This window comes from Pseudomonas sp. Arb-4-2C (assembly GCF_055755015.1).
The window spans coordinates 4830530-4846446 of the sequence record NZ_CM146899.1; the positions used below are offsets into that span (position 1 = coordinate 4830530).

At 56.7% G+C, this 15917-nt stretch carries 8 protein-coding genes, 2 tRNA genes and 3 rRNA genes; 3 read left to right on the plus strand and 10 right to left on the minus strand.

The annotated features are described in order from the left end of the window. Positions 1–66 precede the first annotated feature (66 nt). Together rimI and AC0J41_RS21875 are read right to left on the minus strand one after the other, a co-directional pair. Positions 67–519 (minus strand): ribosomal protein S18-alanine N-acetyltransferase, encoded by a 453-nt coding sequence (gene rimI, locus AC0J41_RS21870; protein WP_025109378.1) that lies wholly within the window; start codon positions 517–519, stop codon positions 67–69. Continuing rightward, positions 512–1258 carry a hypothetical protein gene (locus AC0J41_RS21875; protein WP_025109379.1) on the minus strand — a complete coding sequence of 249 codons (747 nt, stop codon included), beginning with the start codon at positions 1256–1258 and terminating at the stop codon, positions 512–514. The genes rimI and AC0J41_RS21875 overlap by 8 nt, the downstream gene beginning before the upstream one ends. 220 nt (positions 1259–1478) lie before the next feature. Here AC0J41_RS21875 and mksB point away from each other — a divergent pair, with 220 nt between their 5' ends. The 3 genes from mksB to mksF are packed head-to-tail and all read left to right on the plus strand — an operon-like array spanning position 1479 to position 6287. Beyond that, entirely contained in the window at positions 1479–2759 is a 1281-nt protein-coding gene (gene mksB / locus AC0J41_RS21880; RefSeq protein WP_473013594.1) for an Mks condensin complex protein MksB, read from the plus strand. Further along, a complete protein-coding gene (gene mksE, locus AC0J41_RS21885; protein WP_473013595.1) occupies positions 2749–3450 on the plus strand; it encodes an Mks condensin complex protein MksE in 702 nt (233 codons plus the stop codon). The genes mksB and mksE overlap by 11 nt, the downstream gene beginning before the upstream one ends. Continuing rightward, the gene (gene mksF, locus AC0J41_RS21890; RefSeq protein ID WP_473013596.1) at positions 3447–6287 is read left to right on the plus strand and encodes an Mks condensin complex protein MksF; all 2841 of its coding nucleotides are present in this window, start codon (positions 3447–3449) and stop codon (positions 6285–6287) included. The genes mksE and mksF overlap by 4 nt, the downstream gene beginning before the upstream one ends. A 208-nt stretch (positions 6288–6495) precedes the next feature. Here the strand turns inward: mksF and AC0J41_RS21895 are convergent, their stop codons facing one another. The 8 genes from AC0J41_RS21895 to AC0J41_RS21930 all read right to left on the minus strand — a co-directional run bounded on the left by AC0J41_RS21895 (position 6496) and on the right by AC0J41_RS21930 (position 15426). Then, positions 6496–8799, minus strand: a complete 2304-nt coding sequence (locus tag AC0J41_RS21895; RefSeq protein ID WP_473013597.1) for a PqiB family protein — start codon at positions 8797–8799, stop codon at positions 6496–6498. Next, complete coding sequence (locus AC0J41_RS21900) at positions 8792–9415, minus strand: paraquat-inducible protein A (RefSeq protein ID WP_473013598.1); 624 nt, start codon at positions 9413–9415, stop codon at positions 8792–8794. The genes AC0J41_RS21895 and AC0J41_RS21900 overlap by 8 nt, the downstream gene beginning before the upstream one ends. Then, positions 9402–10061, minus strand: coding sequence for a paraquat-inducible protein A (locus tag AC0J41_RS21905; RefSeq protein ID WP_025109385.1), 660 nt, complete (start codon positions 10059–10061; stop codon positions 9402–9404). Before AC0J41_RS21905 ends, AC0J41_RS21900 begins: the two co-directional genes overlap by 14 nt. 148 nt (positions 10062–10209) lie before the next feature. After that, a 5S ribosomal RNA gene (rrf, locus tag AC0J41_RS21910) occupies positions 10210–10325 on the minus strand. A gap of 159 nt (positions 10326–10484) precedes the next feature. Next, positions 10485–13376 (minus strand): 23S ribosomal RNA (locus AC0J41_RS21915). 227 nt (positions 13377–13603) lie between these two features. Beyond that, a tRNA-Ala gene (locus tag AC0J41_RS21920) sits at positions 13604–13679 on the minus strand. Positions 13680–13688: 9 nt separating this feature from the next. Beyond that, a tRNA-Ile gene (locus AC0J41_RS21925) sits at positions 13689–13765 on the minus strand. A gap of 124 nt (positions 13766–13889) precedes the next feature. Further along, a 16S ribosomal RNA gene (locus AC0J41_RS21930) occupies positions 13890–15426 on the minus strand. Together the 16S, 23S and 5S rRNA genes with 2 tRNA genes alongside form the textbook arrangement of a ribosomal RNA operon. Between the last annotated feature and the right edge of the window lie 491 nt (positions 15427–15917).

Here is a 15917-nt window from a genome sequence, read left to right on the forward strand (position 1 = left end):
CCCCAGGGATTTGAGGCACAACTCAAATCCCTGGGGGAGCGGGCTTGCTCGCGAAGCTTTTAACGCTTAATCAACCAAGGTGCAGGCCATGACCACGGCATCTTCACGCCCGCCCACTGCCGGATAATAATCCCGACGCCGGCCAATCTCGTTGAAGCCATAGCGCTCATACAGCTTGAACGCCGCCGTATTGCTGTCACGCACTTCCAGAAAGCACTCTCGCGCCTGCGCCGCATAGGCCCGCGACATCAAGTGTTCGAGCAATGTCAGGCCCAGCCCGCGTCCTTGATTCTCCGGTTTGACCGTAATGTTCAGCAGGTGCGCCTCATCCAGAATGATCTGCACCACCCCGTGGCCGACCTGCTGCTGGCCTTCGAACATCAGCCAGATCTGGTACTTGCCCAGCCCGTCGAGAAAAATTCCGCGGGTCCAGGGATGGCTGTACGCCGCGTATTCAATCTTCAATACCGCGTCCAGGTCCGCCTCGGTCATCGGGCGGAACGATACAGCTTCACTCATTCGATGGTTTCCAGCGCGCCATCAGCCGACGCATGGCTTGCCACACAGCGGCCTTGCGCTGTGGCTCTTCCATTAACAATTCCAGACCCGGAATGGCCCAGGCCAGGCCCAGGCCTTCAATCTGCAATTCACTGTTGAACGCTTCGGCGTCAGCTTCACCGGCAAAGCGCACTGCCGGCAGGCCGATCAGCCACAGGCAGGCGCAAGGCGCCGCTTCCATTTGTACCGAGAGGAAACCCTGCACGAAGTCGCGCGCGGCTTCCGGGCCTTGATCCATGGTGCCGCGGTTCAGCCACGGCCAGCGCACCGGCTCGCCGACGATTTGTGGCGCGTCCGGCAGACCGGCGGCACGCAGCATGTCTTTAAGCAGCAGATAGGCCGGATCGCGGCTCTGGAACGCTTCGCCTGTGGGTAACTCCACCAGCAGCAGGCAAGCCCCGGCCCGCAGCAATTGCAGGGCGAAACGCGGTGGTGGCACCGGCGCGGGCTTGACGACGACCGGCGCTTCTTCGACCTCCTCCACTGGCTTGGCGCCATTGCGGGTACTGGCGAGCGAGGGGCGCGGCACTTCGATTTTCGGCCGTTCTACCGGACGGGCGGCAGGTTGTACCGCCGCTTCGGCCTGCACAACCGGCATCACCGCGACCTCTGGCTCAGGCTCGGGCATGTCCAGCAGCTCGGGCCGCGACGGTGCGGCGAAAGGCAATTCGGTGCGCGGCAGCCAGTTGACCACCTGCATGGCGTTCAAATAGGCGCGGCGGCGGGACTCGATAAGCAAAGGTCGGCCACTTGTGGATAACTGAAAGTGCGCTGATTCTACCGCCCTTCGCTCAAGATCGCCCGTTGTTGATCGATAGACTTGACCTAAAGAAAGCGACAGCCCGTCCCCGAGAGTGAATCGCATCCTTCGTGATGCAGTACAATCGCGGCTTTTAATCGCCAACCAGCCGGCCATTCCGATGATCGAACCCAAGCGCGTCTTGCGCGCCCTCGCTGAACACTGGGCACTTCTGGAGCCACTGTGCGAGCACTTCGACCAAGGCACCCTGAGCCTCAACGAACTGCGCACGCAACTGGCCGCCCAACAACTGGACAGCACGCCGCAGGACATCACCAGCCTGCTCGACGTGTGGATTCGCCTCGATATTCTGATTCCTGTCGCGAAAAGCCCGAACCGTTTCGAGCTCAACGCACAGATTCACGACTTCCTCGCCTACCTGCGCCGTGAGCACCGCCTGGGCCTGTGCCTGGAGATTGAAGCCTACCTGCGCCACCTCGAACGTCTGGCCGGTTACATTCAGGACGCGTTTGACATTCGCGACGGCCATGACCTCGCCCGCCAGCTGCGCTTGCTCGACATGCGCGTGCGTGACGTGCTGAAAAAGCTCGATAACGACGAGCAGGCACTGGTGGCCGTGGCCGAACGCGCGAAGACCAGCGATCGACAGATTCCGCTGCGTCAGCGTTACGCCGAAGTGTTGGCGACGTGGGACGAATACGTCGAGCCGATGATCGATCTGGTGAACGCCGACGGCGCCTTCGAACAAGGCGTGCGCAAGGTTGAAACCGTGCTGCTGAAGATGCTCAGCGAACAGCAGCGTCTCGGCCATCTGGTCGATGACGACATGCTGCTGCGCACCCACGCGCGCATCCTCGAAATGCAGACCAGCGCCCAGTTGACCCTGCGTCATGCCCGCGAACTGCTGCTGCCGCTGCGTGAAGAAGCGCGCCGACACAACGCCGTGACCCGTGGTGCCGCGCTGGCGCTGGCGGCGATTCGCCGTAAAGGCATCGATGCCGTGCCGCAAGCGGCGATGCCACTGTTCACCCGGCCGCAAAGCACCTTCCTCGGCAGCGCCAGTCAGGTCGAAGCCTACGTCTACGCTTTGGCGCGCTTCGAGCCGAAACCGGCACGCTTCCCCAAGGCGCACAAGACGCAAAAAACCGGTGATGCCCCACGTGCGCCACGCACCGTGCGCGAGATGGTCGAGCGTTGCGAAGAGTCCTTGCCAATGCCGGATCTGATGAACTGGCTGCTGGAGCAGGAACCGGACGGCGCCACTGACGAATTGCTCTACTGGTTCTCGCGCCTGTCGCGGGAAAAACGCTTCAAGCGCGAGCGTCTGGAACGCCGCGAATACCACACTCACGAGCACCAGGTCAGCCTGCGCTCCTTCGCCCTGCTCTCGGCCAGCGACTCTGCCGCCGAGGATTCTGCGAGCATCCCCAATGCATCTTGATCTTTCCGAACTGTCGCAACTCGCACCGATCTTTCGCGAGTTGTTCAAGGGCTACCACGTCAGCCGCCGCGACCCGGAGCTGTACGCACAACTGTCGAACTTCCAGGATCAGTACCGCACGCTGTTCAAGGCGTTGGGGTTTGAACTGGTCTGCGACACCCGTGGTTTCTACTACTTCGTACCGGACATGGCCGCTGCGGCGGTGAACAAGACTGCCCAGCGTCTGGCGCTGTTCACGTTCATTCTCGTCGAGCATCTGGCCGACCAGGGCCGCGACCCGATCGCCGTGCTCGACGGCGGCAGCCTCGGTCGCGAAGAATTGCCATCGTTGCTGGAGAAATACCGCGACCTGTTCATCCAGGCCGAAGTGCAGACCGTTGAAGAACTCGAAGAAAAGATCATGCGCCGCATGACTCAGCTCGGTTTTGCCAGCGAAGAAAACGGCGTGTACCGCTTCCTGCCGCCGATGCACCGTTTCCTCGACGTCTGCCTGTCGGTGCAGCAAGACCGCGACCTGGCGGCCAGCGTGCACAGCGTTCTGCCGCTGCCGGCGCCGGTGCTGATCGACGAAGAAGCCGAAGCCAAATTCCTCGAAACCGACGATCCGCTTGATTTGTCCGAATTTGCAGAAGAAAGCGAAGAAGACGCACTGGCCCGCGCCATTGCCGAAGAACAGGAGTCCGACGCATGAGCCAGGAACGCTACGGCATCCGCCGCTTTGCCCTTTTGAACACCGCCGGTTACAGCCTCGGCCTGTTCCCGCTGGAAGAACCGCTGTCGGTCTATGGCGCGAACAACCTCGGTAAATCGGCGTCGATCAACGCCTTGCAGTTTCCGATTCTGGCGCGCATGTCGGACATGAGTTTCGGCAAGTACAGCCTGGAACAATCGCGGCGCTTCTACTTTGCGTCCGACACCAGTTACATCCTCGTCGAAGTGAATCTGCCGCACGGCCCGCACGTGATCGGCGTGGTCGGCCGCGGCCCGGGCGGTGGTTTCGGTCACCAGTTCTTCGCCTACGCCGGCAAGCTCGACTTGGCGCACTACCAGAAGAACGACACCTGCCTGCGTCAGAAAGAGCTGTTCAGCAACCTTGAGAAAGAAGGCCTGAAAGCCTACGAACTCAAGCCGGATGAACTGCGTCGTTTGCTGGTTGGCGGTCACACGTCGATCCCGCTCGACCTGACCCTGATCCCGCTGCGCTCCACCAGCGAGCAAAGCCTGAAGACCTTCCGCGCGCTGTTCATCAACCTGTTGCACATGCGCGAAATCACCGCGGCCAAACTGAAACAGTTGTTCCTCGATGCCTTCGAACACAGCCTGCGTTCCGGCAGCGTCGATTACATTGCGGCATGCGAAGAAGCCTTCCGCGACGTGCGCCGGATGGAGCAGGACTACAACTCGCTGGTCGCGGCCGGCCCCTTGGTTGAAGCCTTGGCCAACGGCGTGAAACAGCGCGACGTGCTGCGTGGCAAACTGCATCGCCTGTCGCCGCTGCTCGATTCGCTGCTTGGCACTTGGTCGGACTACGCCAGTGCGCGCAAGGAAGAGCTGACGATTCAGGCTGACCATTACCGTGGCGAGCAGGACAGCCTGCAAAACGATCAGCGCGGCGGCACCCAGGAATTGATGCGCCTGGAGCGGGAAATTTCCGGTATCCAGCGCTGGCTCGGTGAGTTGTCGGTACTGAAGAACCGCTTCGCGCTGGTCGATGACGTCAAAGTGCTGGAGCAACAATTGCTCGCGGCCAAGGACGCCCACGACGAACTGGCGGGTGCCCTGGCGCAATCGCGTCAGTTCAGCGCCGAGGATCTGGAAGAGCGCGTGCGCGATCTGGAAAAACGCCTGAAGTCGGTGAAGCAGCAACTCGATCACGCCGACAACAACAGCTACGCTCGTCTGCGCGAAGAGTTCTCGCAGCAAGACGTCGAGCGTCTGATGCGTCTGTTCAACAGCGCGCTGTTCAGCCTGCCGCTGGGCGAACACGGCATCACCCTCGACGATGATGGCGAGTGGGTGAAATCGGTCGAGCTGATCCTTGATGGCTTCAAGGGTGAACGTTTCGAAGTACCGGGCCTGTCGATCGACATCTCGCACATCGAGCCGCCGGCTCTGCAGGCGTTGGCCGACCGCGCGGCATTGCGCGATCAGAAAGAGCGTCTGGAAAAAGAACTCAAGCAGCTGAAAACCCAACAGGCTGTAGCCGCCGACCGCGCTGCGAGCAAGACCCAGACCGAAGCGCTGTACCAGCAAGTGCTGGACGCGCAGAAAGCGCTGGAAGACTTCCGTCGCACTCAGACCCTGAGCGCCGAGGAAGGCGACAAGCTCGAACAACTGGCGCAGATGGAAGGCGCGCAGGATGAACTCAAGCGCTCCAGCGATGCGTTCACTGAGCGCGTCCAGCAACTGTCGGCCAAGCTGCAACTGGTCGGCCGGCAGATCGCCGACATGGAAGCCAAGCAACGCACCCTCGACGACGCTCTGCGCCGCCGTCAGTTGCTGCCGGCGGATCTGCCGTTCGGCACGCCGTTCATGGATCCGGTCAACGACTCGATGGACAACCTGCTGCCGCTGCTCAACGACTATCAGGACAGCTGGCAGGGCCTGCTGCGCGCCGACGGTCAGATTGAAGCGCTGTACGCACAAGTGCGCCTCAAAGGTGTGGCCAAGTTTGACAGCGAAGACGATATGGAACGCCGCCTGTCACTGCTGATCAACGCGTACGCGCACCGTACTGATGAAGCGCTGACCCTGGGCAAGGCCCGTCGTGCGGCGGTCACCGACATCGCGCGGACCCTGCGCAACATCCGCAGCGACTACGACAGCCTCGAGCATCAACTGGCGTTGTTCAACCGCGAGATCAACAAACGTCAGGTGTCCAACCTGCAGAGTTTCCGCATCGTGCTCGCGCCGAACAAGGAAGCGCTCAAGCACATCGACCAGATCATCCACAGCGCCGGTCAGTACGAAGAAGGCGAAACCCTGTCGGTGTTCGATCTGAGCCAGAGTGCCGAGCAAGACAACAAGAACGAAGAGGCCAAGGAGTACCTGGCACGGCTGGTGGCGGCGAACCACAACCAGCTCGGTCTCAAGGACTTGTTCGAACTGGCGTTCGAGATCACCAAGGTCAACGGTCAGCCGGTGATCCACACCGACATTGACGGCGCGGCGTCCAACGGTACGACCATGACCATCAAGGCGCTGACCAACATGTACCTGTTGTTGCACTTGATGGACCGTGACCTGGCCGGTCGCGTGCGTCTGCCGTACTACCTCGACGAGGCGGCGGACATCGACGAGAAGAACCAGGCGGCACTGCTGGAAACCAGCCTGCAACTGGGCTTCGTGCCGATTCTGGCGAGCGTGAAGCCGCAGGTCTGCGCCAGTGTCGCCATCGACCTGGAAGGCGGCAGCGGCCCGGCGGGCATCTACATTGACGAGGCGGACTGGAAGTACATCCGTCGCCATGACGCGGTGAAAGCCAGCGTCAATGTTGAAGCGGATGAACCGGAGCTGGATGCGGTTTGATCGGCGTTAGCTGAAGGCAAAAAAAGGGCCGCGATCCAATTGGATCGCGGCCCTTTTTCATGGCTGGGATTTGTGTTGATGCCCTTCGCGAGCAGGCTCGCTCCCACAGGATTTCGGGCCGAACACAAACGTTGTGTGCACCACTCATCCACTGTGGGAGCGAGCCTGCTCGCGAAGGCGCCCTCAACGACGCCTCATATTTCCCGGATTATTTACCGAGTGGAATCTTCGGCGCCCAGCTCAGCCACTCATCCTCGAACTTGTCGAACAACGGGAACGTCTGCTCAGGCCGCGCCGGGTTGCCCATGCGCTCGCCATCCGGCGTGGCGAAGGCGATCCCCCCCTGAATCGCCGTCTCCAGTGACTCCGTGCGTACCGTCACACCTTTGAACAGACCGATGTCAAAACCGACACCGCTGGTGTTCCAGAACCGCGTACCGCTGCGCACCAGCGGCGCGTATTTCGGCTCGATCAAAATGTGCACCAATACCCGGTCGGCAGTCTGCCCCAGTTCATAACCAGTGACCTTGCCTACGGTGATTTCACGGTAGGTCACCGGCACCCCTGGCTTGAGCGAACCACGACGGGCCGCACTCAACACCAGACTCAAACCGGCCTCCTGCCTGGACACCTCCGGTGGATTGGCCAGCGCGATGAAGTTCTTCTGCGGGCCGAGGTTCTTCGCCGCGGGTTGCACTTCCAGGTATTGCCCGGTGACCAGGGTTTCCAGATTCTGGGTTTTGATCAGACCCAACTCAGGTTTGACCACCCAGAACTGACTGCCAACCCGCGCAATGCGCTCCGGCACTTCAGTGATTCGCGCGGTGATCATGACCGATTGCAGGTCATCGGTCAGATCGACGTCTTCAATCTTGCCGACATCCAGCCCTTTGAAACGAATCGGCGTGCCCGGACGCAACCCATCGGCGCGGTCGACCTTGATCGTCACCACGGTGCCTTTCTGATTGGCCTCGTCATGGTTGGCGAACAGACGGAAACGCGGAATACGCTTTTGCAACGGCGCCTTGGCTTGCGGTGTTTCGAACGCGATACCGCCGGCCATCAGCGTCTGCAGTGACTCGCTCTTCACTTGAATCCCACCGGTCAGGCCACCGGTGAGGGTGATGCCGCTGACATTCCAGAAACGGGTCAACGCGTTGACCAGATTTTCGTACTCCTTCTCGATGTGGACGCCAATCACCAGTTGTTTTTTGGTTTTGGAGAACTGATAGCTTTGTACCGAGCCGACCTTGACCTGCTTGTACAGAATCGGGCTGCCGACTTCGATCGAACCCAGAACGTCGGTGAACAACACCAGATGCAGGCCCGGCGCGCGCAGATCCAGTGGCGGCGCCTTTGGCCGGGCCTCGAATTCGCGTTTCGGCGCGCCACCCTTGTCGCCGGGGCGTACGGCAATGTAGTTGCCTTTCACCAGTGCTTCGAGACCGGTGATCCCGGCCAGAGAAATCGACGGTTTGACCACCCAGAATTGCGTGCCATCGACCAGATAGTCTTCAGCCAGAGGGTCAAGAGTAAGCTCAGCCGTGGCGCTGTTCAGATCCGGATCGATTTTCAACGCTTTCAGGTTACCGACCTGAATGCCTTTGTACATGACCGGCGTACGGCCAGCCTGCAGGCCCTCGAAGTCGCTGAGTTTGACCTTCACCCGAATGCCGGCAGCGGCGGCGTCGAAGTCTTCATAGAGACGGAACGGCAGGCTTGGATCGGTAGGCGGACTGTCCTTGCGGTTCTCCGGCGTAGCGAAAGCGATACCGCCGGCGACGATGCTCGCCAGGGACTCGCTGCGTACTTTTACCCCAGACAGATTGGCGTCGATGCTGATGCCGCTGGCATTCCAGAAGCGCGTGTGTTTGCGCACCAGTTTGGCGTAGGTCGGCTCGATGAACACTTTGAGCTCAACGGTACTCTGGTCTTCGGAGAGCACGTAGCTTTTGATCTGCCCGACTTTGATCTGCTTGTAGAACACTGGACTGCCACGGTTCAGCGAGCCGAGGCGATCTGCCTTGATGGTCAGGTGCAGACCAGGCTTGGAATCCGACAGCGGCGGCTCTTCGGCCAGTGCCTTGAACTTGCGGATCGGTTCGCCTTCACCCGGGCTGATGGCGACATAGTTGCCCGAGACCAAGGTTTCCAGGCCAGTGATACCGGCCAGTGTCACGCTCGGTTTCACCAGCCAGAAACGGGTGCTGGTCTTGAGGTATTGCTCGACGTCCTTATTCATCTCCACCGTGGCGATCACGCCTTTGGAGTTGCCTTCGTCATCGAGCTTCAGCGTCTTCACCTTACCGACCGACATACCTTTGTACATGACCTCGGTTTTGTTGGCCTGGATGCCTTCACCGCTTTCGAAACGCACCTGAATCTCGATGCCGGTTTCGTTATAGGCACGCCAGCCCAGCCAGCCGCCGATGATCAGGGCAATCAAGGGCAGTACCCAAATCGCAGACCAGTTGGAGGCCGGTCGGGTTTTCGCTACAGGCAAATCAGTCATGGTCGTCGTCCGACTCCGTGTTATCCCAAATCAGTCGGGGATCGAAAGTTACTGCGGCAAGCATCGTCAGAATCACCACACTGGCGAAGGCGATGGCGCCAAGGTTGGCTTCGACACTGGCAAGCCGGCCGAAGTTGACGACCGCCACCAGAATGGCGATCACAAAGATATCGAGCATCGACCAGCGACCGATGAACTCGATGAAGCGGTACATCCAGATCCGCTGTCGTGCAGACAATGGCTGGCGTCGCTGCACCGAAAACAACAGCAGCGCGATACCTACCAGTTTAAAGGTCGGCACCAGGATGCTCGCGATAAACACCACGGCGGCGATTGGAATCATGCCGTGCTGCACCAACTGGATGACACCGGACATGATCGTGCTCGGATCACCCTGCCCCAGAGAACTGACGGTCATGATCGGCAGCACATTGGCCGGAATATAGATAATCGCCGCGGTGATCAGCAATGCCCAGGTTCGAGCCAGGCTATTCGGACGCCGGGCATGAACCATCGCCCCGCAGCGGGTGCAGGTTTGCTCTTCTGAGCCTTTTTCCTGCCTGTTCAACTCGTGACATTCAGCACAAATCAGAATGCCCGCATCAATCGCCCGCATGGGGGTCTTCTCCTGAGAGCGCCTGCCAGATCTGATGCGGTGACATCACCACTTCCAGCCAGACCTGAACCAACAACAAACCGACGAAACACGCAAGACCAAGGCCGACAGTGATGGCCGCCATGTCTGCCAGTTTTACGATCGCCACCAATACGCCCATGAGGTAAACCTCAAGCATTCCCCAGTCTTTGAGGTGGTGATAAATGCGATACAGGAGCAAACCATAGCTACGCCCGACGTTGAAACGGATCGTCAGCAATACGAATAACTGGCAGAGCAACTTGAGTAACGGAATCGCCATGCTGCAGAGAAACACAACGACGGAAACGCCGCGCATGTCGGTATTGAACAGCCCGACCACACCGCTCCAGACGGTGTCCTGCGACGACTGTCCGAGTACATTGAGCTGCATGATGGGTAAAAAGTTCGCGGGCACGAACAACAGCAATGCCGCGATGACCAGTGCCAAGCTGCGCTGCACCACGTTATGGCGGTGGGCATACAACTCGTAACCGCAGCGTGGACACAGGGCTTTCTCGCCGTGGGCAAGCTTGGGCTTGCGCATCAGCAGGTCGCACTCGTGACAGGCCACCAGGTCTTCCAGCGGTAAATCTGACAGCCCGGGGGCGTCAACCGACTCTGACATAAAGGCTCTGGCTCCGAAAAAGAAGGGGCTATTCTAGTGTTCTGATTCGAAAATAACTGTGCAAATTTGTTCGCAGGCTAAGTAAAAAACTTTCCTGCAGGCAAAACAAAACCCCAATTGCTTTCGCAATTGGGGTTTCGGAATTTAATCTTGACGATGACCTACTCTCACATGGGGAAACCCCACACTACCATCGGCGATGCATCGTTTCACTTCTGAGTTCGGGATGGGATCAGGTGGTTCCAACGCTCTATGGTCGTCAAGAAATTCGGTGTGCCGACTCGTCTTTCGACGCTTCAGCAAATTGGGTATGCGATAGTTTGTGTGTTTCTCTCGAACTTTCGGTTCGTTTCGTCTTCACACACCGCAATCTGGTGACCTTTCGCTTTTCAGCTCAAAGCCTGCAAATTGCTTGGGTGTTATATGGTCAAGCCTCACGGGCAATTAGTATTGGTTAGCTCAACGCCTCACAGCGCTTACACACCCAACCTATCAACGTCGTAGTCTTCGACGGCCCTTCAGGGAACTCAAGGTTCCAGTGAGATCTCATCTTGAGGCAAGTTTCCCGCTTAGATGCTTTCAGCGGTTATCTTTCCCGAACATAGCTACCCGGCAATGCCACTGGCGTGACAACCGGAACACCAGAGGTTCGTCCACTCCGGTCCTCTCGTACTAGGAGCAGCCCCTCTCAAATCTCAAACGTCCACGGCAGATAGGGACCGAACTGTCTCACGACGTTCTAAACCCAGCTCGCGTACCACTTTAAATGGCGAACAGCCATACCCTTGGGACCGGCTTCAGCCCCAGGATGTGATGAGCCGACATCGAGGTGCCAAACACCGCCGTCGATATGAACTCTTGGGCGGTATCAGCCTGTTATCCCCGGAGTACCTTTTATCCGTTGAGCGATGGCCCTTCCATACAGAACCACCGGATCACTAAGACCTACTTTCGTACCTGCTCGACGTGTCTGTCTCGCAGTCAAGCGCGCTTTTGCCTTTATACTCTACGACCGATTTCCGACCGGTCTGAGCGCACCTTCGTACTCCTCCGTTACTCTTTAGGAGGAGACCGCCCCAGTCAAACTACCCACCATACACTGTCCTCGATCCGGATAACGGACCTGAGTTAGAACCTCAAAGTTGCCAGGGTGGTATTTCAAGGATGGCTCCACGCGAACTGGCGTCCACGCTTCAAAGCCTCCCACCTATCCTACACAAGCAAATTCAAAGTCCAGTGCAAAGCTATAGTAAAGGTTCACGGGGTCTTTCCGTCTAGCCGCGGATACACTGCATCTTCACAGCGATTTCAATTTCACTGAGTCTCGGGTGGAGACAGCGCCGCCATCGTTACGCCATTCGTGCAGGTCGGAACTTACCCGACAAGGAATTTCGCTACCTTAGGACCGTTATAGTTACGGCCGCCGTTTACCGGGGCTTCGATCAAGAGCTTCGCGTTAGCTAACCCCATCAATTAACCTTCCGGCACCGGGCAGGCGTCACACCCTATACGTCCACTTTCGTGTTTGCAGAGTGCTGTGTTTTTAATAAACAGTCGCAGCGGCCTGGTATCTTCGACCGGCATGAGCTTACGGAGCAAGTCCTTCACCCTCACCGGCGCACCTTCTCCCGAAGTTACGGTGCCATTTTGCCTAGTTCCTTCACCCGAGTTCTCTCAAGCGCCTTGGTATTCTCTACCCAACCACCTGTGTCGGTTTGGGGTACGGTTCCTGGTTACCTGAAGCTTAGAAGCTTTTCTTGGAAGCATGGCATCAACCACTTCGTCACCCAAAGGGTAACTCGTCATCAGCTCTCGGCCTTAAGATCCCGGATTTACCTAAGATCTCAGCCTACCACCTTAAACTTGGACAACCAACGCCAAGCTGGCCTAGCCTTCTCCGTCCCTCCATCGCAATAACCAGAAGTACAGGAATATTAACCTGTTTTCCATCGACTACGCTTTTCAGCCTCGCCTTAGGGACCGACTAACCCTGCGTCGATTAACGTTGCGCAGGAAACCTTGGTCTTTCGGCGTGGGTGTTTTTCACACCCATTGTCGTTACTCATGTCAGCATTCGCACTTCTGATACCTCCAGCAAGCTTCTCAACTCACCTTCACAGGCTTACAGAACGCTCCTCTACCGCATCACTTGCGTGATACCCGTAGCTTCGGTGTATGGTTTGAGCCCCGTTACATCTTCCGCGCAGGCCGACTCGACTAGTGAGCTATTACGCTTTCTTTAAAGGGTGGCTGCTTCTAAGCCAACCTCCTAGCTGTCTAAGCCTTCCCACATCGTTTCCCACTTAACCATAACTTTGGGACCTTAGCTGACGGTCTGGGTTGTTTCCCTTTTCACGACGGACGTTAGCACCCGCCGTGTGTCTCCCATGCTCGGCACTTGTAGGTATTCGGAGTTTGCATCGGTTTGGTAAGTCGGGATGACCCCCTAGCCGAAACAGTGCTCTACCCCCTACAGTGATACATGAGGCGCTACCTAAATAGCTTTCGAGGAGAACCAGCTATCTCCGAGCTTGATTAGCCTTTCACTCCGATCCACAGGTCATCCGCTAACTTTTCAACGGTAGTCGGTTCGGTCCTCCAGTCAGTGTTACCTAACCTTCAACCTGCCCATGGATAGATCGCCCGGTTTCGGGTCTATTCCCAGCGACTAGACGCCCTATTAAGACTCGCTTTCGCTACGCCTCCCCTATTCGGTTAAGCTCGCCACTGAAAATAAGTCGCTGACCCATTATACAAAAGGTACGCAGTCACAGAACAAAGTCTGCTCCCACTGCTTGTACGCATACGGTTTCAGGATCTATTTCACTCCCCTCTCCGGGGTTCTTTTCGCCTTTCCCTCACGGTACTAGTTCACTATCGGTCAGTCAGTAGTATTTAGCCTTGGAGGATGGTCCCCCCATATTCAGACAAAGTTTCTCGTGCTCCGTCCTACTCGATTTCATGACCAAGAGATTTTCGCGTACAGGGCTATCACCCACTATGGCCGCACTTTCCAGAGCGTTCCGCTAATCTCAAAGCCACTTAAGGGCTAGTCCCCGTTCGCTCGCCACTACTAAGGGAATCTCGGTTGATTTCTTTTCCTCAGGGTACTTAGATGTTTCAGTTCCCCTGGTTCGCCTCTTGCACCTATGTATTCAGTACAAGATAACCATCTTATGATGGCTGGGTTCCCCCATTCAGACATCTCCGGATCAAAGTCTGTTTGCCGACTCCCCGAAGCTTTTCGCAGGCTACCACGTCTTTCATCGCCTCTGACTGCCAAGGCATCCACCGTATGCGCTTCTTCACTTGACCATATAACCCCAAGCAATCTGGTTATACTGTGAAGACGACATTCGCCGAAAATTCGCGATTAAACTCACAAATTTTACCTTAGCCTGAATAAACACCAGTGAAAGTGTTATCCAGTCTATCTTTCTATCACATACCCAAATTTTTAAAGAACGATCTAATCAAAGACTAGAAATCAATATTCGCACTGGAATATTCATTTCTAAACTCTAACAAGTAGAAGCAGTTAATGGTGGAGCCAAGCGGGATCGAACCGCTGACCTCCTGCGTGCAAGGCAGGCGCTCTCCCAGCTGAGCTATGGCCCCATACAAAATTGGTGGGTCTGGGCAGATTCGAACTGCCGACCTCACCCTTATCAGGGGTGCGCTCTAACCAACTGAGCTACAGACCCAATTTCGAGCGCGTAACTGATTAGCTAAGAGCTATCAGCTTGGAGCTTAAAGCTGCTTCTATCGTCTTCTTCAATGAATCAAGCAATTCGTGTGGGAACTTATGGAGCAGCTGATGTCGTCGATTAAGGAGGTGATCCAGCCGCAGGTTCCCCTACGGCTACCTTGTTACGACTTCACCCCAGTCATGAATCACACCGTGGTAACCGTCCTCCCGAAGGTTAGACTAGCTACTTCTGGTGCAACCCACTCCCATGGTGTGACGGGCGGTGTGTACAAGGCCCGGGAACGTATTCACCGCGACATTCTGATTCGCGATTACTAGCGATTCCGACTTCACGCAGTCGAGTTGCAGACTGCGATCCGGACTACGATCGGTTTTATGGGATTAGCTCCACCTCGCGGCTTGGCAACCCTCTGTACCGACCATTGTAGCACGTGTGTAGCCCAGGCCGTAAGGGCCATGATGACTTGACGTCATCCCCACCTTCCTCCGGTTTGTCACCGGCAGTCTCCTTAGAGTGCCCACCATAACGTGCTGGTAACTAAGGACAAGGGTTGCGCTCGTTACGGGACTTAACCCAACATCTCACGACACGAGCTGACGACAGCCATGCAGCACCTGTCTCAATGTTCCCGAAGGCACCAATCCATCTCTGGAAAGTTCATTGGATGTCAAGGCCTGGTAAGGTTCTTCGCGTTGCTTCGAATTAAACCACATGCTCCACCGCTTGTGCGGGCCCCCGTCAATTCATTTGAGTTTTAACCTTGCGGCCGTACTCCCCAGGCGGTCAACTTAATGCGTTAGCTGCGCCACTAAGAGCTCAAGGCTCCCAACGGCTAGTTGACATCGTTTACGGCGTGGACTACCAGGGTATCTAATCCTGTTTGCTCCCCACGCTTTCGCACCTCAGTGTCAGTATCAGTCCAGGTGGTCGCCTTCGCCACTGGTGTTCCTTCCTATATCTACGCATTTCACCGCTACACAGGAAATTCCACCACCCTCTACCATACTCTAGCTCGCCAGTTTTGGATGCAGTTCCCAGGTTGAGCCCGGGGATTTCACATTCAACTTAACGAACCACCTACGCGCGCTTTACGCCCAGTAATTCCGATTAACGCTTGCACCCTCTGTATTACCGCGGCTGCTGGCACAGAGTTAGCCGGTGCTTATTCTGTCGGTAACGTCAAAACACTAACGTATTAGGTTAATGCCCTTCCTCCCAACTTAAAGTGCTTTACAATCCGAAGACCTTCTTCACACACGCGGCATGGCTGGATCAGGCTTTCGCCCATTGTCCAATATTCCCCACTGCTGCCTCCCGTAGGAGTCTGGACCGTGTCTCAGTTCCAGTGTGACTGATCATCCTCTCAGACCAGTTACGGATCGTCGCCTTGGTGAGCCATTACCTCACCAACTAGCTAATCCGACCTAGGCTCATCTGATAGCGCAAGGCCCGAAGGTCCCCTGCTTTCTCCCGTAGGACGTATGCGGTATTAGCGTTCCTTTCGAAACGTTGTCCCCCACTACCAGGCAGATTCCTAGGCATTACTCACCCGTCCGCCGCTGAATTCAGGAGCAAGCTCCTGTCATCCGCTCGACTTGCATGTGTTAGGCCTGCCGCCAGCGTTCAATCTGAGCCATGATCAAACTCTTCAGTTCAAACATCTTTGGGTTTTTAAGAAACCCTAAACTTGGCTCAGCAATCGTTGGTTACATCTTTGATTTCTCGCGGAGTAACTTGTGATGCTGATAATCTTGTTGACTATCAGTCTGACTCCACAAGCACCCACACGAATTGCTTGATTCAGTTGTTAAAGAGCGGTTGGTTAAGATCTTTCGTCTCAACCGAGGCGCGCATTCTACAGCAGCCTCATTTGCTGTCAAGTGATTATTTTCAGAAGTTTTCGAAGATTTCTTCAACAACTTCAACCACTTGCGCTTCCTATCTCTCGTTAGCGGGAGGCGAATTCTACAGCGTTACTCGCTGTTGTCAACACCCTTTTTTCACCGCTTTCGACCGAGAAGATCGAACCGTTAAAAGCGCCAGACATGCCGACATTTTCAACTCCTTCCAGGCTTCGATGAACTGAAGCAAGCCGCTGTCGAAAACTGCGTAACTCTTTGAATCTCAAGGAGTTTTCCGTTTCGAC